Origin of the sequence: Streptomyces sp. WAC07094 (assembly GCF_036320405.1) — a bacterium.
In the GTDB taxonomy this organism is placed as follows: domain Bacteria; phylum Actinomycetota; class Actinomycetes; order Streptomycetales; family Streptomycetaceae; genus Streptomyces; species Streptomyces lannensis.
The window spans coordinates 1,817,924-1,838,616 of sequence record NZ_JAVMJZ010000001.1 but is presented as its reverse complement, the minus strand read 5'-3'; the positions used below and the strand labels follow the sequence as shown (position 1 = coordinate 1,838,616).

Genomic DNA, 20,693 nt, shown 5'->3' with positions numbered 1-20,693 from the left:
CGCGGACCGGTCGTGCACGACGTCCCCCGAGGCATCGCGGCAGACGGGCGGCGGTGGCGGGACACTTTTCCACAGGGCTGGGCGCGCGTCGTCGCGAGCGCGTAAGTTGCCTGGCATGAAGATCCTCATCAGCGCCGACATGGAGGGCGCCACCGGTGTGACCTGGCCGGCCGACGTGCTGCCCGGGACGCCGCAGTGGGAGCGATGCCGGTCGATGTTCACCTCGGACGTGAACGCCGCCGTGCTCGGCTTCCTCGACGGCGGCGCCGACGAGGTGCTGATCAACGAGGCCCACTGGAGCATGCGCAATCTGCTCCTCGAGCGGCTGGACGAGCGGGCGCAGATGCTCACCGGCCGGCACAAGTCCCTGTCCATGGTGGAGGGCGTGCAGCACGGGGACGTGGACGGCGTCGCGTTCATCGGCTACCACGCGGGCGCCGGCACGGAGGGTGTACTGGCGCACACCTACCTCGCGAACTCGATCACCGGGGTCTGGCTGAACGGCGTCCGCGCCAGCGAGGGCCTGCTGAACGCGCACGTGGTCGCCGAGTACGGGGTGCCGGTCGTCCTCGTCACCGGCGACGACGTCGCCTGCGAGGACGCACTCGGATACGCGCCGGAGGCGCTCAAGGTCGCCGTGAAGGACCATGTCTCGCGGTACGCGGCCGTGTGCCGCACCCCGGCCAGGACCGCCGCCGACATCCGCGCGGCCGCCAAGGAGGCGACCCTGCTGGCGGTGCGTCACGATCCGGTGAGAGGCGGGCCGTTCACCGTGACACTGGAGTTCGACGCGGAGCATCTGGCCATGGCCGCCACCGTCGTGCCGGGCGTGGACCGCGTCGGCGAGCGAAAGGTGGCGTACACGAGCGAGACCATGTACGAGGGGATCCGGACCTTCAAGGCGGTCACCACGATCGTCTCGGCCGCGGTGGAGGAGCAGTATGGCTGACGAGCAGGCACTCGAGGAGGTCGTGCGCTTCACGTCCGACCTCATCCGCATCGACACCACGAACCGCGGTGGCGGCGACTGCCGGGAGCGGCCCGCCGCCGAGTACGCGGCGGCGTCGCTGGCCGAGGCGGGCCTGGAACCCACCCTGCTGGAGCGCACCGAGGGCCGGACGAACGTCGTCGCCCGTATCGAGGGCACCGATCCCTCGGCAGACGCCCTTCTCGTGCACGGCCATCTCGACGTGGTGCCGGCGGAGGCCGCCGACTGGAGCGTGCACCCGTTCTCCGGCGAGGTCCGCGACGGCGTCGTCTGGGGCCGGGGCGCGGTCGACATGAAGAACATGGACGCGATGATCCTGGCGGTCGTGCGCTCATGGGCGCGCTCGGGCGTACGCCCGCGCCGCGACCTCGTCATCGCCTTCACCGCCGACGAGGAGGCGAGCGCCCAGGACGGCTCCGGCTTCCTCGCGGACCGGCACGCCGACCTCTTCGAAGGATGCACCGAGGGGCTCAGCGAGTCGGGCGCGTTCACCTTCCACGACGGCGCCGGGCGGCAGATCTATCCGATCGCCGCGGGTGAGCGGGGCACCGGCTGGCTCAAGCTCACCGCCCACGGCCGCGCCGGTCACGGCTCCAAGATCAACCGTGACAACGCGGTCACCCGGCTCTCCGCGGCCGTCGCGCGCATCGGCGCGCACGAGTGGCCCCTCAGACTGACACCGACGGCGCGCGCGGCGCTCGTCGAACTCGCCGCCCTGTACGGCCTCGACGCCGACCTGGACGATGTGGACGGCCTGCTGGACAAGCTCGGGCCGGCCGCCGCTCTGGTGGCGCCGACCGTCCGCAACAGCGCCAACCCGACCATGCTCGACGCCGGATACAAGGTCAATGTGATCCCGGGAGAGGCCGTCGCCCATGTCGACGGACGCTATCTCCCGGGCGGCGAGGACGAGTTCCGCACGACCCTCGACGAGCTCACCGGCCCCGACGTGGACTGGGAGTTCCACCATCACGAGGTGGCACTCCAGGCACCGTTGGACTCACCGACGTACGCCCGGATGCGCGCCGCGGTGGAGGAGTTCGCGCCCGAGGGGCACGTGGTGCCGTACTGCATGTCCGGCGGCACGGACGCCAAGCAGTTCTCGCGCCTCGGCATCACCGGCTACGGGTTCGCGCCGCTGAAGCTTCCCGAGGGCTTCGACTACCAGGCGCTGTTCCACGGAGTCGACGAGCGCGTGCCGGTCGAGGCGCTGCGCTTCGGCGTCCGGGTCCTGGACCGCTTTCTGCGCACGGCATGAGGGACGTGGGGGAGAAGACGATGAGCGAAACGGGGGAGACGACGATGCGGACACTGCCGTACGGGGCCTGGCCCTCGGCCATCGACGCGGCGCTCGCCGCCGCGCACGACGGACAGCCCGAGGCCGTGGACTTCGTGGGCGAGGAGGCGTGGTGGACCGAGCCGCGCCCGGCCGAGGGCGGACGCCGCACACTCGTGCGCCGCACGGCGGACGGCACGCAGGAGTCGGTGCTCCCCCCTCCGTGGAACGTGCGCAGCCGGGTCATGGAGTACGGCGGCCGGCCCTGGGCCGCGGTATCGGGTCCGGACGGGCCACTGGTGGTGTTCGTGAACTTCGCCGACCAGCGGCTGTACGCGTACGAGCCCACGGCAGGCGGTGCCGAGCCGCGCCCGCTCAGCCCCCTGTCACCGGTGGGCGGCGGACTGCGCTGGGTCGACCCGCGGCTGCATCCGGAACGCGGTGAAGTCTGGTGCGTCCTCGAGGAGTTCACCGGTGACGGGCCGACGGACGTACGGCGGGTGGCCGTCGCGGTGCCGCTGGACGGTTCGGCGGCCAGGGACCGGGACGCCGTGCGTGAACTCACCGACGCTCACCACCGTTTCGTCACCGGGCCCCGGCTCTCGCCGGACGGCCGGCGCGCGGCCTGGCTCGCCTGGGACCATCCGCGCATGCCGTGGGACGGCACCGAGCTGATCGTCGCCGAGGTGGCCGAGGACGGGACCCTGCGCAAGCCGCACACCGTCGCCGGAGGCCCCGAGGAGTCGATCGCCCAGGCCGAGTGGGCGCCCGACGGCTCCCTGCTGTACGCCAGTGACCGCACCGGCTGGTGGAATCTGTACCGCGACGGCGAGCCGCTGTGCCCCCGCGAGGAGGAGTTCGCAGGGCCGTTGTGGAAGGTCGGGCAACGCTGGTTCGCCCCGCTGGAGAACGGGCTGATCGCCGTCGTGCACGGCCGCGGCGCCGGCCGGCTGGGCATCCTCGACCCGGAGAGCGGCGAAGTGGTCGACGCGGCCGGGCCGTGGACCGAGTTCGCCGCCACGCTCGCCGTGCACGGCAGCCGCGTCGTCGCCGTCGGTGCCAGTCCGCGCAGCTTCCCCGAGGTCGTCGAGCTGGACCTGCCGGCGCAGGACCGTACGGACGCGCGTCCTGGTGCCCCCACCGGTCCTCCCCGGGTCATCGGCGCGGCCCACCGGGACCCGGTGGATCCCGCCCACTACCCGGAACCGCAGATCCGCACCTTCGCCGGCCCGGGCGGCCGCGAGATCCACGCCCACATCTATCCGCCGCACCACCCCGGCCACATCGCGCCCGCCGACGAGCTGCCGCCGTACGTGGTGTGGGCACACGGCGGTCCGACCGGTCGTGCGTCACTCGTCCTCGATCTGGAGATCGCCTACTTCACTTCGCGTGGCATCGGCGTCGCCGAGGTCAACTACGGCGGCTCCACCGGATACGGCCGGGAGTACCGCAACCGTCTGCGCGAACAGTGGGGCGTCGTCGACGTCGAGGACTGCGCCGCCGTCGCACTCGCCCTCGCCGACGAGGGCACCGCGGACCGTGACCGGCTCGCCGTGCGCGGTGGCAGCGCGGGCGGCTGGACCACGGCCGTCTCCCTGACCACGACGGACGTCTACGCCTGCGGCACGATCATCTACCCCGTCCTCGACCTGGTGAACTGGGGCAGCGGGGGGACCCACGACTTCGAGTCGCGGTATCTGGACTCGCTCGTCGGGCCGTACGCGCAGGTACCCGCCCGCTACGCCGAACGGTCGCCGCTCGAGCACGCCGACCGGATCACCGCGCCCTTCCTGCTGCTTCAGGGACTGGACGACGCCATCTGCCCGCCCGTGCAGTGCGAGCGGTTCCTGGACCGGCTCGCGGGACGGTCGGTCCCGCACGCCTACATCGCCTTCGAGGGCGAGGGGCACGGCTTCCGGCGGGCCGAGACCATGGTGCGCGCCCTGGAGGCCGAGCTGTCGCTGTACGCACAGGTCTTCGGACTGAACCCACCCGGCATTCCCCTTCTGGAGCTCACCACGTGACCCCTCTCGTACGACCGCCCAGACTCGGCCCCGGTGCCCGTGTGGCCGTCGTCGCACCGAGCGGGCCGGTGCGCGAGGAGCGGCTCGCCGCCGGGCTGGACATCCTGCGCGCCTGGGAACTGGACCCCGTCGTGGCCCCTCACGTGCTCGACCGGCACCCCGACTTCCCCTATCTCGCGGGCACGGACGCCGACCGGGCCGCCGACTTCCAGGCCGCATGGTGCGATCCGGACGTGTCCGCGGTGCTGTGCGCCCGCGGCGGGTACGGGGCTCAGCGGATGGTCGAGCTGCTCGACTGGGACGCGCTGCGCGCCGCCGGCCCCAAGGTGCTGGTCGGCTTCAGCGACATCACCGCACTGCACGAGGCGTGTGCGTCCCGGCTCGGCCTGGTGACCCTGCACGGGCCGATGGCGTCCGCCGTGGACTTCATCAAGAACACACGGGCGCAGGACCACCTGCGTGCGACGCTGTTCGAGCCGGAGAGCGTGCGGACCATCGCGTCGCCGGGCTCCGCGCTTGTGCCCGGCCGCGCTCGCGGCGTCACCCTGGGCGGCTGTCTGAGCATGCTCGCCTCCGAACTGGGAACCCCCGGCGCCCGGTCCGGGGCCCGGGGCGGGCTGCTGCTGATCGAGGACGTGGCCGAGGAGGCGTACCGCATCGACCGGATCCTCACCCAGCTGCTGCGCTCCGGCTGGCTGGACGGGGTCGCCGGGATCGCACTCGGGTCGTGGGAGCGCTGCGGGCCGTACGAACTGCTGCGCACGGTACTGGTCGACCGGCTCGGCGGTCTCGGCGTGCCGGTCGTGGAGGAGTTCGGGTTCGGTCATGGTGAGGGCGCGCTGACGATTCCGTTCGGCGTCGGCGCCGAGCTGGACGCGGAGGCGGGGACGCTGACCCTGGACGTGCCGGCCCTGGCATAGCGGGGGCGCGACCGAAGCGTGCGCTCCGGGAACGGTCACCCGTCCGGCCCATCGGCCGGCGCCGCCGTCCACCCGGTTCGTCCTGCCTCGCAGGCCTTTGCCGGCGCCGGTCCGGCCCTGCCGTGTACCGGAGCCCGCCGCGGCCGACCCCGCTTCGCATAGGGTGTCGAGGTGCCTGACACCCCTGGATATCTCGCCGAAGGCCCCCGCGTGGGCATACGTCACTTCGCCCAGGAGGACGCCGCCGAGTTCACCGCCCGGGCCCGGGAGAGCAAGGACCACCACCATCCGTGGCTGTTCCTGCCGACCAGCGCCCAGGCGTACGCCGCCTACGCGGGGCGGCTGATCGAGGACCCGACAAGAGCGGGGTTCCTGGTCTGCGAGAGGGACAACGGGAGCATCGCCGGGTTCATCAACATCAACAACATCGTCGAAGGCGGCTTCCTGAGCGGGGCCCTCGGGTACGGCGTCTTCGCGCACGCCGCAGGACGCGGGCTGATGACGGAGGCCCTGGACCTCGTGGTGGGCCACGCCTTCGGACCCATGGGGCTGCACCGACTGGAGATCAACGTCCAGCCCGGCAACACCGCCTCGATCGCCCTGGCCCGGCGCAGCGGATTCCGTCTCGAGGGCTTCTCACCCGACATGCTCTACATCGACGGGGCGTGGCGCGACCACGAACGCTGGGCGATCACGGCCGAGATGGTCGCTTCCCGGCGTTCGGCGCACGACGCCGGATGAGCCCTCTGCGCCTGGCGGGCGCCGTTGTGTCCGCCTTTGCGGAATCCTGACCGGCAGGGCCTCTGGTCGGCTCGCCGGAGGGCGGGTTCCATGGAGATCGTGACGACGATACGACGGGACACAATGACGGTGCCCGCCGCGGCACTGGGAGCGGACAACCCGCTGCCCCCGCTGCGGCCCCTCGACGAGGTGCACCGCATCGAGGACCGCGACAGGGAGGACCTGCCGCGCGACATGGCCCGGCAGATCGGCTGGGAGCCGCTGCACAGTCTGCTGCCCGTGCGGGTGAGGGACGGTTACGGCAGATCGCGCGCACCCATGGACATCGACACCGTCGTGATCGAGAACGACAGGCTGCGCGCCACCGTCCTGCCCGGCCTCGGTGGGCGGATAGCCTCGCTGTTCCACAAGCCGACGGGCCGTGAACTCCTCTACCGCAACCCGGTGTTCCAGCCCGCCTGTTTCGCGCTCAACGGTGCCTGGTTCTCCGGCGGCATCGAGTGGAACATCGGTGCCACGGGCCACACCACCCTTTCCTGCTCTCCTCTGCACGCGGCCCGTGTCACCGCGCCCGACGGCGGGGAGATGCTGCGCCTGTGGGAGTGGGAGCGCCTGCGCGACCTGCCGTTCCAGGTGGACCTCTGGCTGCCGGAGGGCTCCGACTTCCTGTACGTCGGCGTCCGGATCCGCAATCCGCACGAGAGGCCGGCGCCGACCTACTGGTGGTCCAACATCGCGGTGCCCGAGGAGTGCCGGGTGCTCGCCCCCGCCGAGGAGGCCTATCGCTTCGGCTACGAACGCCGGCTGCACCGGGTGCCGGTGCCGACGTACGACGGTGCCGACCGCACCTACCCCATGAACGGCGCCCATCCCGCCGACTACTTCTACGACGTGCCCGACGGGCGGCGCCGCTGGATCGCCGCGCTCGACGAGGACCGGCGCGGACTGGTGCAGACGTCGACCGATGTGCTGCGCGGCAGAAAGCTCTTCGTGTGGGGCACGGGCACCGGCGGGCGCCGCTGGCAGTCGTGGCTCACCCAACCGGGCACGGGCGGCTACTGCGAGATCCAGGCCGGTCTCGCCCGCACCCAGTTGGAGCATGTACGGCTGGAGCCGGCGAGCGAGGTGTCGTGGCTGGAGGCGTACGGGCCGCTCGAGGCCGAGCGGGAGGGGGATTGGACCACCGTGGTGAGCGGGGCCGAGGCCCGGCTCGACGGGGCCCTGCCGCGTCCGGTGGTCGACGCCGCGTACGAGGCGTGGCTGCCGTACGCGGACGCGGACCCCGGCGAGACGCTCGCCGTCGGCTCTGGCTGGGGCGCGCTCGAACTGCTGCGGTCCGGCGGCAAGCTGCCGGGCACGCCGTTCGAGGAGACGACGCTCGGCGAAGCGCAGGCGCCGTGGCGGGAGTTGCTGCTCACCGGCTCCCTTCCCGAGCCGCGTCGGGTGGCGCCGCCCGGTGAGACTCTGGTGGCACCGCACTGGCGGGACATGCTGGAGACCGCGCCGGCCCGGCCGCTGACGGAGTATCACCTGGGGGTGGCCCAGTGGCATGCGGGCGATCGGGCCCAGGCGGTGCGCAGTTGGGAGCGGGCCCTCGAACTGGCTCCTTCTCTGTGGCCGTTGCTGCGCTGTCTCGCCGTTGCCGACCAGGAGGCCGGTAACCGGGAACGCTCGGCCGACCGGTACGCCGAAGCCTTCGACGATCTGTGCCGGGAGCGCCGCGACGACGGGGAGAGCTGGACGGCCGCCACGGCGGCGCTCGGCCGCGAGGCGCTCGAGACCCTGCTGGCCGTGCACCGCGTGGCAGCGGCACGCGCGGTGTGGAACCGTCTGCATCCCGCGACGCGCGAGCGCGGGCGGTTCCGGCTGCTCGGTGCCCGGCTGCTGCTCGCGGAGGGCGACCGGGCGGGCGCCCGGTCCGTCTTCGACGCCGGGTTCGAGGTCGCGGACCTCCGGGAGGGCGCCGAGACCATCGGTGAGCTGTGGGCCGAGCTCACCGACGAGCCGCTGCCCGCCCGGTACGACTTCCGGATGCGTCCCGGCGACCCCGGAGCCGCAGGCCCGCAGTGACGTGGGGTGCCGCCGGCCGTCAGTCGGCCGGCCGGCGGTCCGCGTACTCGTACACCGAACCGTCCGGGTGCACGGCGATCAGGTTGCGGCCGACGGGCGTGGCCACCGGCCCCGCCAGGACGCGGGCGCCCGAGCCGGTCAGGACCCGGTGCGCCTCGTCGACGTCCTCCACCGCGATCGTCGCCGAGACCTTGCGCAGGATCTCGAGTTCGGACTCGGGTCCGCTCATCAGCAGGAAGCAGCCGATCGCGGCCACCGAGACTCCGCCGCGCTCGAAACGGAGGGCGGGACCGCCCGCCAGTCTCTCGTAGAACGGGACCGAAGCCTCCAGGTCGTCGACGCAGATCCGCAGCGTGGCTCCCAGAATCTCCATGTGCACGAGCCTAGTTGGGCCCGGGCGGGGAGGAGATCGTTTCGGACGGATCGCGGGCCTCCCGGCCGGCGGGCACGGGCGGTGCGAGGCCGGGTGCGCGGCGTTACCCGGTGCCGGGTCCGGGTACCCGGCGGGCATGAATCGATTGGATCATCTGGAACATCTGGACAAGGACCTGGTCGACGAGCTGGCGCAGGTGGCCCGTGAGGCCGTACGCGACGAACTGCGCGAGCAGACGCGCAAGCAGCGTCGTACGGCCGCGCTGTACGCCGCCTCCGGCGCCGTCGGTCTGTACGCGGGTGCCGCGCTGGCACTCGCCCTCGGCCTGGTGCTCGCGCTGGGTCTGCCCGGCTGGGCCGCAGCGCTGATCATGGCGGCGGTGCTCGGTGTCGCGGCCTATCTGCTGCGCGGGGCGGCCCGTTCCGGCAGCGGCCACGGCACGATGGCCTCGCCGGGCGACGGCGCGGCCATCGGAGGTACGGCCCCCTCCGCGCCGCCGAGCGGGCGCGGGATGCCCTACCCGCCGACGCCCCCCACCGCGCCCGGCGTTCCGGGTGCGGGTGTCCCCGAGCCGGGAACCGGGGGTCCCGGACCGGATCCCGAGGCGCCGCATCACCGAGCGCGGTGAGCGACGGCGGCAGCCCCGTCGGACGCCCCACCAAGGATCGCGGGGCGCGCGTGGTGACCGGCCGCCGGTCGGCCCGGACCACGCCGCCCCCGTCCCCGTCGCCCTCGGCGACCGGGACGCGAAGGGGGTCCGACCCCGGGAGGCGTGTTCCGGCGCCCAGGGGTCCACGGAGGCCGGAACCGCCCGTCGGGGCCGCCCTCGCCCGGTGCCGTCCGATCCACGGGACCGGACCGCACCGGTGAGGAAGCACCCCCATGGAGAACAGCCGGACCCCGTCACGGGTCCCTTCGCACGGGCATCGCGCCGGTACCCGGCCGGACCATGACGGCGGCGGGTGCGAATCGCCCGTTCCACGGCGTTTGGGCGCCCGGACCAGGGGGACGCGGAAGGTCTCGCAAGGGCGGCATCCGTGCGCCCGCCAGCCATACGCAGACGTACGCGCGACCACGCCGGAGGCGAATCGTGAGTCGACCCCGCATCCTGATCGTCGGTGCCGGATTCGCCGGCTACCGGACGGCCCGCACCCTGTCGCGACTGACCCGGGACAGGGCCGACATCACCCTGCTCAACCCGACCGACTACTTTCTGTATCTCCCGCTGCTGCCCCAGGTCGCCGCGGGCATCCTGGAACCCCGGCGCGTCACGGTCTCCCTCTCGGGCACCCTGCGCCATGTGCGGCTGGTGCTGGGCGAGGCCGACGGCATCGATCTCGACGCGCGCACCGTGCACTACACCGGCCCCGAGGGCCAGGGCGGCACACTCGGCTACGACCGGCTGGTGCTGGCCGTCGGCAGCGTCAACAAGCTCCTGCCCATCCCCGGCGTCGCCGAGTACGCGCACGGCTTCCGCGGGCTGCCCGAAGCGCTGTATCTGCGGGACCACGTGACCCGCCAGATCGAACTGGCAGCCGCGGCCGAGGACTCCGAGAGCTGCTCCGAACGCTGCACCTTCGTGGTGGTCGGCGCCGGCTACACCGGTACCGAGGTCGCCGCGCAGGGCCAACTGCTCACCGACGCGCTCGTGCGCGAGCAATCGCTGCGCCAGGGCATGAGGCCGCGCTGGCTGCTGCTCGACGTCGCGCCGCGTGTGATGCCGGAGATGGACGAGCGGTTCTCCCGCACCGCGGACCGTGTGCTGCGGCGACGCGGCGTCGACGTGCGGATGGGCACCTCCGTGAAGGAGGCGACGCACGACGGAGTCCTGCTGACCGACGGGGAGTTCGTCGCGACCCGCACGCTGGTGTGGTGCGTCGGCGTACGCCCCGATCCACTCGTCGAGAGCATCGACCGCCCCCTGGAGCGCGGACGGCTGCTCGTCGATCCGTATCTCCAGGTACCGGGCCATCCCGAGGTGTTCGCCTGCGGGGACGCGGCCGCCGTGCCCGATCTGGAGAAGCCGGGCCAGTACACCCCGATGACCGCGCAGCACGCCTGGCGGCACGGCAAGGTCTGCGCCCACAACGTCGCCGCGTCCCTCGGGTTCGGTTCCCGGCGCGTGTATCGCCACCGCGACCTGGGCTTCGTCGTGGACCTCGGCGGGGTGCAGGCCGCCGCCAACCCCCTCGGCATCCCGATGTCCGGACTGCTCGCCGGGGCCGTCGCTCGCGGATACCACCTCGCGGCCATGCCCGGAAACCGGGTCAGGGTCGCCGCCGACTGGCTCCTGGAAGCCCTACTGCCCCGACAGGGAGTCCAGTTGGGACTGGTCCGCTCCTGGTCCGTGCCACTGGAGTCGTCCTCGCCCGAACTTGCCCGTGTACCCGGAGGCCCCGACCTTCCCCACGGGACGAAGGAGAACTCATGAACACCCGTCAGCTCCACGAACTGGCCCAGCAGCTGCGTGTCGACAGCGTCCGTGCCGCCGCCGCGGCCGAATCCGGACACCCCACCTCGTCGATGTCCGCCGCGGACCTGATGGCCGTACTGCTGGCGAACCACCTGCACTACGACTTCGAGCGCCCCGCCCACCCCGCCAACGACAGGTTCGTCCTCTCCAAGGGGCACGCCTCCCCGCTCCTGTACGCCGCGTACAAGGCGGCGGGAGCCATCAACGAGACCGAGCTGCTGACCTTCCGCAAACTCGGCAGTCGTCTGGAGGGGCACCCCACCCCCCGCCGGCTTCCCTGGGTGGAGACGGCGACCGGCTCGCTCGGCCAGGGGCTGCCCGTCGGCGTCGGCATCGCCCTGGCCGGAAAGCGGCTCGACCACACCGGGTACCGGGTCTGGGTGCTGTGCGGTGACAGCGAGCTGGCCGAGGGCTCCATCTGGGAGGCCGCGGAGCACGCCGGGTACGAGCATCTGGACAACCTGATCGTGATCGCCGACATCAACCGGCTGGGCCAGCGCGGACCCACCCGCCACGGCCACGACCTGGACGCGTACGCGCGCCGCTTCAAGGCCTTCGGCTGGCACACCGTGGAGGTCGACGGGCACGACGTCGACGCCGTGGAGCGCGCCTTCGCCGAGGCCGGGTCCACCACGGGACAGCCCACCGTCGTCCTCGCCCGCACCCTCAAGGGCAAGGGCGTCGCCGCCGTCCAGGACCGGGAGGGCATGCACGGCAAGCCCCTGCCGGACGCCGAGGAGGCCATCACCGAGCTCGGCGGCGTCCGTGACCTGCGTGTCGAGGTGCAGTCGCCGCCCGCGGCCCGGATGCTGCACGCCGTGCAGGGCGGGCATCTCGACCTGCCGCGCTACGACATCGGCGACGAGGTCCCCACCCGCGACGCCTACGGCCAGGCGCTCGCCGCGCTCGGCCATGCCCGCGGCGACGTCGTCGCCATCGACGGCGAGGTCGGCGACTCCACGCGCGCCGAGTTCTTCCACAAGGAGCACCCCGAGCGCTACTTCGAGTGCTACATCGCCGAGCAACTGATGGTCGGGGTCGCGGTGGGCATGGCGGCGCGCGGCTGGGTGCCCTACGCCTCGACGTTCGCCGCCTTCTTCACCCGCGCCCACGACTTCATCCGCATGGCCTCGATCAGCGGCGCAGGCATCAACCTCGTCGGTTCGCACGCGGGCTGTGCGATCGGCGAGGACGGCCCCTCCCAGATGGGCCTCGAGGATCTCGCGATGATGCGTTCGGTGTACGACTCGACCGTGCTGTACCCGTGCGACGCCAACCAGACCGCGCGGCTGGTCGCCGCGACGGCCGGTCTGGAGGGCGTCCGGTATCTGCGCACCTCGCGCGGCAAGATGCCGGTCATCTACGGCCCGACCGAGGAGTTCCCGATCGGCGGCAGCAAGGTGCTGCGCGCCTCGGCGGAGGACCGGCTCACCCTCGTGGCGGCCGGAGTCACCCTGCACGAGGCGCTGAAGGCGGCCGACGCCCTCGCCGGGCAGGGCATCAGTGTGCGGGTGATCGACCTGTACTCGGTCAAGCCCGTCGACCGCGCCACCCTGCGGGAGGCGGCCGAGCGCACCGGCTGCCTGCTCACCGTCGAGGACCACCGCGAGCAGGGCGGCCTCGGCGACGCGGTCCTGGACGCCTTCACGGACGGGCGCCCCGTGCCCCGCCTGGTGCGGCTCGCCGTCCGTACGATGCCCGGCTCTGCGACCCCCGCCGAACAGCTGCACGCCGCCGGCATCGACGCCGAGTCGATCGCGGCCGCGGCCCGGCTGCTGGTGGAGGAAGCCGTCGTGCGCTGACCGGAGGGACCACGATGACCAGCGCGCGGACCATGCGGGTGGGCCACCGCACGGTGGAGGTCCACCGGCCGGACAAGGTCCTGTTCCCGGGCGAGGGTGACGCGAAGGAGTACACGAAGGCCGACCTCGTCGCCTATTACCGCTCCGTGGCCCGTTTCATGCTGCCCCGGCTGAGGGGCCGGCCGCTGATGCTGGAGCGGCATCCGGACGGTCTCGCGGGCCCCCGATTCATGCAGAAGAACACCCCGGAGCACTACCCGGACTGGATCCACCGTGTCGAGGTGGGCAAGGAGGGCGGCACCGTCTGCCACACGGTCTGCGACGACACGGCCACCCTTGTGTACCTCGCCGACCAGGCGTGTGTGACGCTGCACCGCTGGCTGTCCCGCGCCGACCGGCTGCGCCTGCCCGACCGGATGGTCTTCGACCTCGATCCCGCGGAGGACGATTTCGGACAAGTGCGATGCGCCGCACGGCTGGTGGGCGATCTCCTCGGTGAACTCGGGCTGCAGTCGGGCCTGATGACCACCGGGTCACGTGGGCTGCACGTCATCGTCCCGATCGGCGGAGACCACGACGTGGACGACATAAGGGAGTTCGCGGCGGACATCGCGGAAACCCTCGCCGAGGCCCACCCCGAGCTGCTCACCACCGCCGCCCGCAAGAAGGACCGCGGGGACCGGCTCTATCTCGACGTACAGCGCAACGCCTATGCACAGACCGCAGTCGCCCCCTACAGCGTGCGGGCCCTGCCGGGCGCTCCCGTCGCCACACCTTTGTCCTGGGACCAGTTGGACGACCCGGAGCTGGACGCCCGTCGTTGGACCATCGCCGACGCGGTGGACCAGGCGCGTACCGAGCCCTGGGCGGGGCTGCGGCCCCACGCGCCGGATCCCGCGCGCAGGCGGCTGGCGGCGCTGCGCCGACGACAAGGCGAATTCGACGCGTCGCAGTGAGTGAGCGCGCGGGACCGCCCCCGGGGCCCCTGAGGGCGGTCCCGCGCGAGGCCGCATTCTCCCGTCCGAATACCGGCTCCGCATGTTTGTGGAGAACACAGTGGGCACTCGGCTTACGAGGTCGCCATGTCAAATACATCAAGTGCATCGAATTCACAGGATTCGCCCAAGAAGTCCGGGGACGGCGCGGGGAAGGGCCGGCTGAAGCCGATGGAGGTGCTGCGTCAGGGCCGCGACGAGTTCACGGAGCTGACCGGCATGACCCCCGAATCCGTCTCGTCCTTCGAGCGTACGGAGGGCGGCTGGCAACTGCATATAGAGGTCCTGGAACTCGCCCGGGTCCCCGACACGATGAGTCTGCTCGCGAGCTACGAGGTGGAGCTCACCTCCGAGGGTGAGCTCGCCGGTTATCGGCGCGTTCGCCGTTACGAACGCGGCAGGGCCGACGCACATCGGCCGGGCGGTCAGCAGTAGACCGCCTTCCGGCCTGCATTCACGAACACCACACGGACAAGGAGGATCGGTTGGTATGACGGTTGTCCCGGCACAGACCGGCGGAGGTGGCGGCTCCAGTGGGCTGTACGACGTCCTGGAGCTTGTCCTCGACCGAGGACTCGTCATCGACGCGTTCGTCCGCGTCTCCCTCGTCGGCATCGAGATCCTGAAGATCGACGTGCGGGTCGTGGTCGCGAGCGTCGACACCTATCTGCGCTTCGCCGAAGCCTGCAACCGGCTCGACCTCGAGGCGGGTCCGCGCAAGGCCCCTGGACTCCCGGACCTGGTCGGCGAGATCACCGAGTCGGGCGCGCGGGGCAAGTCGAAGGGCGCCCTGTCAGGAGCCGCGGAGACGATCTCCGGCGCCTTCAAACAGGCCCGTGAGGAGGGCCAGGGCGAGGACAGGCCGCGGACGCGCAGGAGCACGTCCGCCCGGAAGAGGGAGGAGCAGGAGTGAGCACGTACGTCTACGGCATCGCCGCGAGTTCGCACCCCTCGCTCCCCGAGGACATGGGCGGCGTGGGCGACCCGCCGTGCACGATCCGGATCCTGAAGGCGGGCGAACTGGCGGCGATCGTCAGCGACGCCCCGGAAGGACTGCGGCCCAAGCGCAGGGATCTGCTCGCCCACCAGAGCATTCTCAGCGAGGCGGGCGGCGGGGGTTCGGTACTGCCGATGCGCTTCGGCAGCGTCGCCCCGGACGACAGCGCCGTCACCGAGGTCCTGGTCGAGCGCGCCGAGCATTACCGGGAGCGGCTGACCGCCCTGGCCGGCAGGGTCGAGTACAACGTCAAGGCCAGCCACGACCAGGAGGCGGTGCTCCAGCGGGTGGTGGCCGACAACCCGGAGCTGCGCGCCTTGATCGAATCCGGACGGCAGGCGGGCGGCGGCAGCTACGACGACCGGCTGCGGCTCGGTGAGATGGCCGCCGGGGCGGTGCAGAGCCTCGAGGAGGAGGATGCAGCCGAGCTGAGGAACCTGCTGGAGCCGACGGCCGAGGCCGTCAGCGCGGGTCCCGAGTCCACCGGCTGGCTGGCCAATCTCTCCCTGCTCGTGCCCAGGGACGCGGCCGACGAGTTCGTGGGCGCCGTGGAGGAGATCCGCAAGAGTCACCCGCACCTCGAGCTGCGGGTCAACGGGCCGTTGCCGCCGTACAGCTTTGTCGAGCCGGGCCCTGCCGAGCCCGCGGCGAGCACGACGAGCACGGCCACGCACGAGGAGTGACCCATGGGACTGCTCACGGAGGCCCTGCTGCTGCCGTTCGCACCGGCGCGCGGCAGCCTCTGGGTGATCAGACAGGTGATCGCCGAGGCCGAGCGACAGTACTACGACCCGGCGACGGTCCGGGCCGAACTCGCCCTTCTCGAGCGTCGGCTCGAGGAGGGCGAGATCACAGAGGAGGAGTTCGACCGCGAGGAGGACGCACTCCTCGACCGGCTGGAGGTCGGTATGGGTCGTACATCGGGAACTGGCGACGGGACGACATGATGAATCGAACCGCACTGGGCCTCGCCATAGGGGCGGGATACGTCCTCGGGCGTACCAAGAAGATGAAACTGGCGTTCGCCGTGGCCTCACTGGTCGCCGGAAAGCGCATGCAGCTGAGCCCTCGGGCGGTCGCCGACCTGCTCAACCAGCAGCTGCTCAACAATCCGCAGTTCAAGGAGATCGGCGACCAGCTGCGCCAGGATCTGCGCGGGGTGGGCAAGGCCGCCTCCGGCGCGCTCCTGGAACGACAGATGGAGGGCATCGCCGACCGGCTGCACGACCGCACCTCGCAGGTGCGGGACGAACTGTCCGGAGTGGTGCCGGAGAAGCCCGACCTGCCCGGCCTCGGGGACGAGGACGAGAAGGACCGGGCGCAGGACGAGTCCGGCGAGTCCGAGGAGCGCGCGGAACGGGATGCCCCGTCGCGTGCCGAGCCGAAGAAGGCCGCGGGCGGGCAGCGGCCCGCGAAGAAGGCGCCCGCCAAGCAGGCGCCGGGTTCCAAGGCCGCGGCCAAGAAGGCCCCGGGCAAGAAGGCCCCCGCGAAGAAGACCGCGGCGGCGAAGAGTGGCGCGCGGAGCGCCGCTCGAGGGTCGCGTGGTGAAGGGAGGCGATGACGATGTCCGACACAGCGGGTTCCGCGGCGGACAGGACGAACGGCGGACTGTCCAAGGTCGCCCAGAGCGAGGCGTTCGACCACCTCAAGCAGGAGATGCAGGGCTACCTGGCCGCGCAGGCCGAGCGGATGCTCGTGGGCGTGGGCCGCAAACTGGGCTCGACGACCGTCAAGCTGAACGACATCGCCGAGGGCAACAGCCCCGGCTTCGCCAAGCTGGCCCTGGAAGGCGGACGCAAGCTCGCCGAGGGCAAGGGCCCGCTGCGCGCCGTCCTGGAGACGGGTGCCGGCCAGGCCAAGGAGAAGCTGGGCGAGGCCTTCAAGAGCCTCACCGGGGGCAAGAGCAAGCGCAAGCGCGGTGGGGGCAACAAGCCCACGGTGATCATCGAGTCCATCGACGTCGGCGTGCCCGTGCGGACCGCGTACGACCAGTGGACCCAGTACCAGGACTTCAGCACCTTCGCCAAGGGCGTCAAGAGCGCGAACCGCGCCGACGACACCACCTCCGACTGGCAGGCCAAGGTGTTCTGGTCGAGCCGAAGCTGGAAGGCGCACACGATCGAGCAGGTGCCCGACTACCGCATCCAGTGGAGTTCGGAGGGCGCCAAGGGCTCCACCAAGGGCGTCATCACCTTCCACCCGCTCGGTGAGAACCTCACCCGACTGCTGCTGGTGATGGAGTACTACCCCAGCGGGTTCTTCGAGAAGACCGGCAACATCTGGCGGGCCCAGGGCCGCCGGGCGCGCCTGGACTTCAAGCACTTCGCACGCTTCATCAGCCTCAAGGGAGAGGCGGAGGACGGCTGGCGCGGCGAGATCCGCGACGGCGAGGTCGTACGCACCCATGAGGACGCGGTCGCCGAGGAGGAACGCGAGGAAGAGGGCGCCGAGGAAGAGGGCGCCGAGGAAGAGGGCGCCGAGGAAGAGTACGAGGACGACGAGGACCAGGAAGGCGCCGAGGAGGAGCCCGAGGGCGAGTACGACGAGGAGGCCGAGGAGGAGTACGAGGACGAGGAGGAGCCGGAGGAGGAGTACGAGGACGACGGCAAGGAGGAAGAGGAGTACGAGGAGGAGGACGAACGTGAGGCCGAGCCGTCGGCCGCCGGGAGCCGGCGATGACGACGCCCCGCCGGCTTCCCGATCCCTATGGGGGGCCCAGCAGCGGCGCCAACCTCGCCGACATCCTTGAACGGGTCCTCGACAAGGGCATAGTGATCGCCGGCGACATCCGGATCAACCTGCTCGACATCGAACTCCTCACCGTCAAACTCCGGTTGATCGTCGCCTCCGTCGACAAGGCGAAGGAGATGGGCATCGACTGGTGGGAGTCCGACCCCGCCCTGTCCTCCCGGGCCCGACGCGACGAACTCACGCGGGAGAACACCGAGTTGCGCGCCCGTCTCGAACGCCTCGAGGCCAGCCGGGAGGCGGAGGAGCTCGAAGCCGCCCCGCGACAAGCCCCGCGACGCAGAAAGAAGGAGTCACCGTGACGGCGCTGCGGTACGTCTATGCCGTCTGCCGCCCCCTCAGCGCGCCCCTGCAGGCCCAGCTGACGGGGGTGGCCGGCATTCCCGCACGGCAGTTGGAGCACCACGGCCTCATCGCGGTCCTCAGCCTCGTTCCCGAGGAGGACTTCGCGGAGGAGCCGCTCAAGGAGCATCTGGAGGACCTGGAGTGGCTCACCGCCACGGCCCGCGCTCACCAGAACGTTGTCGACGCGCTCACCGGCGTCACCACTCCACTGCCCCTGCGACTCGGCACCGTGTTCCGTGACGACAGCGGCGTACGCGTGATGATCGAGGAACGCGAGGAGGATTTCCGGCACGCCTTGGACCGGCTCGAGGGCCGGGTGGAATGGGGCGTGAAGGTGTACGTCGAGCAGGAGGAGGAGAAGGAGGCCGTTGAGGAACGCCCCGCGGCGAGGCCGGCCTCCGGACGGGACTATCTGCGGCAGCGCCGTAGGCGTACGGCCGCACACGAGCAGCGGGGGCAGAAGGCGGACGAATTCGCGGCCCGGCTGCATGAAGCGCTCTCCGGGTACGCGGAGGACGCCCGGTTGCACGCCCCGCAGAACGCGACGCTCTCCGGGGCCACCGGACGCAATGTGCTCAACGCCTCCTACCTTGTCCCGCGATCACGTTCCGAGGAGTTCGTGGAGCTGGTGGACCGTGCCGAGGACGACACCCCGGGCGTCCGGGTCGAACTCACCGGTCCCTGGGCGGCCTACTCCTTCACCGGACTGACGCAGGGAGTGGCATGATCGCCGTCGAACACCGCGAGATCGCCCTGGTCGACCTGCTCGACCGGCTGCTCGCGGGCGGGGTCGTCATCACCGGTGACATCACTTTGCGCATAGCGGACGTCGATCTCGTCCGCATCGATCTGAACGCCCTGATCAGTTCGGTGAACGCCCAAGTCCCCTCGCCCTGGCCGGAGGCCGAAGCCCCATGACCGACAGGACGCCCCGCAAGCCGCGCAACCGGCTGGACCTGGAGCCCGACACCGTGGAACGGGACCTGGTCAAGCTGGTGCTGACGGTGGTCGAACTGCTCCGCCAGCTGATGGAGCGCCAGGCGGTGCGCCGGTTCGACACCGGAGAGCTGACCGAGGACCAGGAGGAGCGGATCGGGCTGACGCTGATGCTCCTGGAGGACCGCATGGCCGAGCTGCGCGACCGCTACGGGCTGCGGCCCGAGGACCTCAACCTGGACCTCGGGCCGCTGGGCCCGCTGCTGCCACGCGACTAGGGGTGCATACGCGCGCCCTTGAGGACCTTGTCGACCGCGTTGCGCGGTCCGTGGACCGCCATGCCCACCAGATCGAGCTGGTCGTTTCGGACGGCCTGCACCGCCGCACGGTTGTCGCGGTCGTTGCCCGTGCCGAACAGATCCGAGGTGAAGACGGCCGTCGCCAGCGAACGGGACAGGGCACGGGCGTGCGCGAGCGACAGCGTCTCCTTCGTCCCCTCGAAGACCAGCACGGGCTGGCGGAACATCGCCAGATACGCGGTGCCGTCGGCGTCGGCGTACGGCTCGCCGATCACCTCGGGCACCGCCGTGCCGAGCCCGCTGACCACGAAGGCGGTCACATTGAGCCGCTGCCAGGACTCCAGATCGTCCCGCAGCAGTACGGCGATCTTCGTATCGAAGCGGACGGGTGTCCTCTCGGTCGCCTCATCGGTCCGGGCCCCGCCCCCGGCCGCCGTCTGATCCATCGTTCTCATGGAGTGAGACTGCGGTGTGGACGCCCTCGGCGTCTTGTACGTTTCTTGCGTGGCATCCCGGCAGGAGATCTCTGCTTGGCGCCCGCCGGTCCCGGGCGTCGTCGAGGTCTTCCACGCCCATTTCGTCGAGCACGCCTATCCCATGCACGTCCATGACGCCTGGACGCTCCTGATCGTCGACGACGGCGCGGTCCGCTACGACCTGGACCACCACGAGCGGGGCACCCCGCACGACACCGTCAGCCTGCTGCCGCCCCAAGTGCCGCACAACGGCTCCCCCGCCACCGTGCACGGCTTCCGCAAGCGTGTCCTGTACCTCGACATGACGCAGCTCGACGAGAGCTTCATCGGCCCGGCGGTCGACGGCCCCGACCTCGCCGACCCCCTCCTGCGCCGACGCATCGGACAGCTCCACGCGGCCCTCGCCCACCGGGGAGACGAACTGGAGGCGGAGAGCCGGCTGGCCCTGATCAGCGGGCGCCTGCGCGCACATCTGTCGCCCGGCCTCCCCGCCGATCCCGCGGCGAGCGACCGCGGTGTGGCCGGGGACCTGCGCGACCTCCTCGACGAGCGGCTCCGCGAAGGGACCACGCTGGACGAGGCCGCGAGCGTGCTCCACGCACACCCCGCACATCTCGTACGTGCCTTCAGCGCCGCGTTCGGCATCGCGCCCCACCAGTACGTCACGTCCCGCCGCGTCGATCTCGCCCGCCGCCTGCTGCTCGACGGGCGACCGCCGGCCGAGGTGGCGACCGCCGTGGGCTTCTACGACCAGTCCCACTTCACCCGGCACTTCAGGCGGATTCTGGGCACGGCTCCGGGGCGGTATGCCCGTACCGGGACGAAGAGGGGCGGAACGGGAAATAGCGCCGAGAAAATCAGACACATCGGATCGCTGAATTCCTGAGCGCGGTCGGATTCCATTCCCCGTGGCGTGGAACGGTCGTGGGAATTCCCCGGAACGACCGAGCCGGCCCGCGGGCGGTCCCCACGGGCCGGCTGAAGCCGACGCTTTTCGAAATGCCGGCGACGGACGGATCACCGGACGCGCGTCAGCGTCACCATCGGTACCAGCGACCCCTTCCGCCGGCGGCGGTCGTCCCGCGCACGAGGAACCCGAGGAGCCAGATCACAAGAACCGCGAGAGCGATCCACCACAGCACCTTCACCGCAAATCCAACGCCGAAGAGAATCAGGGCGAGAAGCAGAACCAGCAGAATGGGAACCATTTTGTTGACCTCCTGCCGACCG

Annotated in this window: 24 protein-coding genes; 21 read left to right on the top strand and 3 right to left on the bottom strand. The window is 71.4% G+C overall.

Going from position 1 to position 20,693, the window contains the following annotated elements; genetic code table 11:
* Positions 1-115: 115 nt before the first annotated feature.
* The 6 genes from RCR19_RS08040 (at position 116) to RCR19_RS08015 (ending at position 8,019) form a co-directional block, all read left to right on the top strand.
* The gene (locus RCR19_RS08040) at positions 116-949 is read left to right on the top strand and encodes a M55 family metallopeptidase (RefSeq protein ID WP_331264495.1); all 834 of its coding nucleotides are present in this window, start codon (positions 116-118) and stop codon (positions 947-949) included.
* On the top strand, positions 942-2,246 hold the full coding sequence (locus tag RCR19_RS08035; RefSeq protein ID WP_331264494.1) for a M20/M25/M40 family metallo-hydrolase: 1,305 nt from the start codon (positions 942-944) through the stop codon (positions 2,244-2,246). Before RCR19_RS08040 ends, RCR19_RS08035 begins: the two co-directional genes overlap by 8 nt.
* Positions 2,247-2,290: 44 nt before the next feature.
* A complete protein-coding gene (locus tag RCR19_RS08030) occupies positions 2,291-4,288 on the top strand; it encodes a prolyl oligopeptidase family serine peptidase (RefSeq protein ID WP_331269377.1) in 1,998 nt (665 codons plus the stop codon).
* Entirely contained in the window at positions 4,285-5,208 is a 924-nt protein-coding gene (locus tag RCR19_RS08025) for an LD-carboxypeptidase (RefSeq protein ID WP_331264493.1), read from the top strand. Before RCR19_RS08030 ends, RCR19_RS08025 begins: the two co-directional genes overlap by 4 nt.
* A 171-nt stretch (positions 5,209-5,379) precedes the next feature.
* Positions 5,380-5,949, top strand: coding sequence for a GNAT family protein (locus RCR19_RS08020; protein ID WP_331264492.1), 570 nt, complete (start codon positions 5,380-5,382; stop codon positions 5,947-5,949).
* Positions 5,950-6,039: 90 nt separating this feature from the next.
* Positions 6,040-8,019: a DUF5107 domain-containing protein gene (locus tag RCR19_RS08015; RefSeq protein ID WP_331264491.1), complete on the top strand. Its 1,980-nt coding sequence runs from the start codon at positions 6,040-6,042 to the stop codon at positions 8,017-8,019.
* A gap of 19 nt (positions 8,020-8,038) precedes the next feature.
* Here the strand turns inward: RCR19_RS08015 and RCR19_RS08010 are convergent, their stop codons facing one another.
* Positions 8,039-8,392: a VOC family protein gene (locus RCR19_RS08010; protein WP_331264490.1), complete on the bottom strand. Its 354-nt coding sequence runs from the start codon at positions 8,390-8,392 to the stop codon at positions 8,039-8,041.
* A 136-nt stretch (positions 8,393-8,528) separates the two neighbouring features.
* On the opposite strand from RCR19_RS08010, the gene RCR19_RS08005 reads away from it, so the two are divergent.
* The 14 genes from RCR19_RS08005 (at position 8,529) to RCR19_RS07940 (ending at position 18,966) form a co-directional block, all read left to right on the top strand.
* Entirely contained in the window at positions 8,529-9,020 is a 492-nt protein-coding gene (locus RCR19_RS08005) for a phage holin family protein (protein ID WP_331264489.1), read from the top strand.
* A 462-nt stretch (positions 9,021-9,482) separates the two neighbouring features.
* Entirely contained in the window at positions 9,483-10,823 is a 1,341-nt protein-coding gene (locus RCR19_RS08000) for an NAD(P)/FAD-dependent oxidoreductase (RefSeq protein WP_331264488.1), read from the top strand.
* A complete protein-coding gene (locus RCR19_RS07995; protein WP_331264487.1) occupies positions 10,820-12,667 on the top strand; it encodes a transketolase in 1,848 nt (615 codons plus the stop codon). The genes RCR19_RS08000 and RCR19_RS07995 overlap by 4 nt, the downstream gene beginning before the upstream one ends.
* 14 nt (positions 12,668-12,681) lie before the next feature.
* The gene (gene ligD, locus RCR19_RS07990) at positions 12,682-13,623 is read left to right on the top strand and encodes a non-homologous end-joining DNA ligase (RefSeq protein ID WP_331264486.1); all 942 of its coding nucleotides are present in this window, start codon (positions 12,682-12,684) and stop codon (positions 13,621-13,623) included.
* 126 nt (positions 13,624-13,749) lie between these two features.
* Positions 13,750-14,097, top strand: coding sequence for a gas vesicle protein (locus RCR19_RS07985; protein WP_331264485.1), 348 nt, complete (start codon positions 13,750-13,752; stop codon positions 14,095-14,097).
* A gap of 55 nt (positions 14,098-14,152) precedes the next feature.
* Entirely contained in the window at positions 14,153-14,575 is a 423-nt protein-coding gene (locus RCR19_RS07980; RefSeq protein WP_331264484.1) for a gas vesicle structural protein GvpA, read from the top strand.
* A complete protein-coding gene (locus tag RCR19_RS07975) occupies positions 14,572-15,342 on the top strand; it encodes a GvpL/GvpF family gas vesicle protein (RefSeq protein WP_331264483.1) in 771 nt (256 codons plus the stop codon). The genes RCR19_RS07980 and RCR19_RS07975 overlap by 4 nt, the downstream gene beginning before the upstream one ends.
* A gap of 3 nt (positions 15,343-15,345) precedes the next feature.
* Positions 15,346-15,606 carry a gas vesicle protein GvpG gene (locus tag RCR19_RS07970; protein ID WP_331264482.1) on the top strand — a complete coding sequence of 87 codons (261 nt, stop codon included), beginning with the start codon at positions 15,346-15,348 and terminating at the stop codon, positions 15,604-15,606.
* A complete protein-coding gene (locus RCR19_RS07965; RefSeq protein ID WP_331269376.1) occupies positions 15,606-16,220 on the top strand; it encodes a DNA primase in 615 nt (204 codons plus the stop codon). The genes RCR19_RS07970 and RCR19_RS07965 overlap by 1 nt, the downstream gene beginning before the upstream one ends.
* 2 nt (positions 16,221-16,222) lie before the next feature.
* Complete coding sequence (locus tag RCR19_RS07960) at positions 16,223-17,338, top strand: SRPBCC family protein (RefSeq protein WP_331264481.1); 1,116 nt, start codon at positions 16,223-16,225, stop codon at positions 17,336-17,338.
* On the top strand, positions 17,335-17,709 hold the full coding sequence (locus RCR19_RS07955; RefSeq protein WP_331264480.1) for a gas vesicle protein: 375 nt from the start codon (positions 17,335-17,337) through the stop codon (positions 17,707-17,709). Before RCR19_RS07960 ends, RCR19_RS07955 begins: the two co-directional genes overlap by 4 nt.
* Positions 17,706-18,479 (top strand): GvpL/GvpF family gas vesicle protein, encoded by a 774-nt coding sequence (locus RCR19_RS07950; protein WP_331264479.1) that lies wholly within the window; start codon positions 17,706-17,708, stop codon positions 18,477-18,479. Before RCR19_RS07955 ends, RCR19_RS07950 begins: the two co-directional genes overlap by 4 nt.
* Entirely contained in the window at positions 18,476-18,670 is a 195-nt protein-coding gene (locus RCR19_RS07945) for a gas vesicle protein (protein WP_059129387.1), read from the top strand. Before RCR19_RS07950 ends, RCR19_RS07945 begins: the two co-directional genes overlap by 4 nt.
* Positions 18,667-18,966: a gas vesicle protein K gene (locus RCR19_RS07940; RefSeq protein ID WP_059129386.1), complete on the top strand. Its 300-nt coding sequence runs from the start codon at positions 18,667-18,669 to the stop codon at positions 18,964-18,966. The genes RCR19_RS07945 and RCR19_RS07940 overlap by 4 nt, the downstream gene beginning before the upstream one ends.
* On the opposite strand, the gene RCR19_RS07935 is transcribed toward RCR19_RS07940, so the two are convergent.
* Positions 18,963-19,433, bottom strand: a complete 471-nt coding sequence (locus RCR19_RS07935; RefSeq protein WP_331269375.1) for a DUF2000 domain-containing protein — start codon at positions 19,431-19,433, stop codon at positions 18,963-18,965. The two genes, RCR19_RS07940 and RCR19_RS07935, sit on opposite strands and share 4 nt — an antisense overlap.
* A gap of 58 nt (positions 19,434-19,491) precedes the next feature.
* Here RCR19_RS07935 and RCR19_RS07930 point away from each other — a divergent pair, with 58 nt between their 5' ends.
* A complete protein-coding gene (locus tag RCR19_RS07930) occupies positions 19,492-20,349 on the top strand; it encodes an AraC family transcriptional regulator (RefSeq protein WP_331264478.1) in 858 nt (285 codons plus the stop codon).
* Positions 20,350-20,500: 151 nt separating this feature from the next.
* On the opposite strand, the gene RCR19_RS07925 is transcribed toward RCR19_RS07930, so the two are convergent.
* On the bottom strand, positions 20,501-20,671 hold the full coding sequence (locus RCR19_RS07925) for a hypothetical protein (protein ID WP_059129383.1): 171 nt from the start codon (positions 20,669-20,671) through the stop codon (positions 20,501-20,503).
* Between the last annotated feature and the right edge of the window lie 22 nt (positions 20,672-20,693).

Coding starts and splice junctions, on each gene's coding strand:
- RCR19_RS08030 (WP_331269377.1), top strand. CDS start 2,291: ATGCGGACACTGCCGTACGGGGCCTGGCCCTCGGCCATCGACGCGGCG.
- ligD (WP_331264486.1), top strand. CDS start 12,682: ATGACCAGCGCGCGGACCATGCGGGTGGGCCACCGCACGGTGGAGGTC.
- RCR19_RS07965 (WP_331269376.1), top strand. CDS start 15,606: ATGAATCGAACCGCACTGGGCCTCGCCATAGGGGCGGGATACGTCCTC.
- RCR19_RS07935 (WP_331269375.1), bottom strand. CDS start 19,433: ATGGATCAGACGGCGGCCGGGGGCGGGGCCCGGACCGATGAGGCGACC.
- RCR19_RS07925 (WP_059129383.1), bottom strand. CDS start 20,671: ATGGTTCCCATTCTGCTGGTTCTGCTTCTCGCCCTGATTCTCTTCGGC.
- RCR19_RS07970 (WP_331264482.1), top strand. CDS start 15,346: ATGGGACTGCTCACGGAGGCCCTGCTGCTGCCGTTCGCACCGGCGCGC.
- RCR19_RS08015 (WP_331264491.1), top strand. CDS start 6,040: ATGGAGATCGTGACGACGATACGACGGGACACAATGACGGTGCCCGCC.
- RCR19_RS08010 (WP_331264490.1), bottom strand. CDS start 8,392: ATGGAGATTCTGGGAGCCACGCTGCGGATCTGCGTCGACGACCTGGAG.
- RCR19_RS08040 (WP_331264495.1), top strand. CDS start 116: ATGAAGATCCTCATCAGCGCCGACATGGAGGGCGCCACCGGTGTGACC.
- RCR19_RS08035 (WP_331264494.1), top strand. CDS start 942: ATGGCTGACGAGCAGGCACTCGAGGAGGTCGTGCGCTTCACGTCCGAC.
- RCR19_RS07960 (WP_331264481.1), top strand. CDS start 16,223: ATGTCCGACACAGCGGGTTCCGCGGCGGACAGGACGAACGGCGGACTG.
- RCR19_RS07985 (WP_331264485.1), top strand. CDS start 13,750: ATGTCAAATACATCAAGTGCATCGAATTCACAGGATTCGCCCAAGAAG.
- RCR19_RS07955 (WP_331264480.1), top strand. CDS start 17,335: ATGACGACGCCCCGCCGGCTTCCCGATCCCTATGGGGGGCCCAGCAGC.
- RCR19_RS07995 (WP_331264487.1), top strand. CDS start 10,820: ATGAACACCCGTCAGCTCCACGAACTGGCCCAGCAGCTGCGTGTCGAC.
- RCR19_RS08005 (WP_331264489.1), top strand. CDS start 8,529: ATGAATCGATTGGATCATCTGGAACATCTGGACAAGGACCTGGTCGAC.
- RCR19_RS07945 (WP_059129387.1), top strand. CDS start 18,476: ATGATCGCCGTCGAACACCGCGAGATCGCCCTGGTCGACCTGCTCGAC.
- RCR19_RS07980 (WP_331264484.1), top strand. CDS start 14,153: ATGACGGTTGTCCCGGCACAGACCGGCGGAGGTGGCGGCTCCAGTGGG.
- RCR19_RS07940 (WP_059129386.1), top strand. CDS start 18,667: ATGACCGACAGGACGCCCCGCAAGCCGCGCAACCGGCTGGACCTGGAG.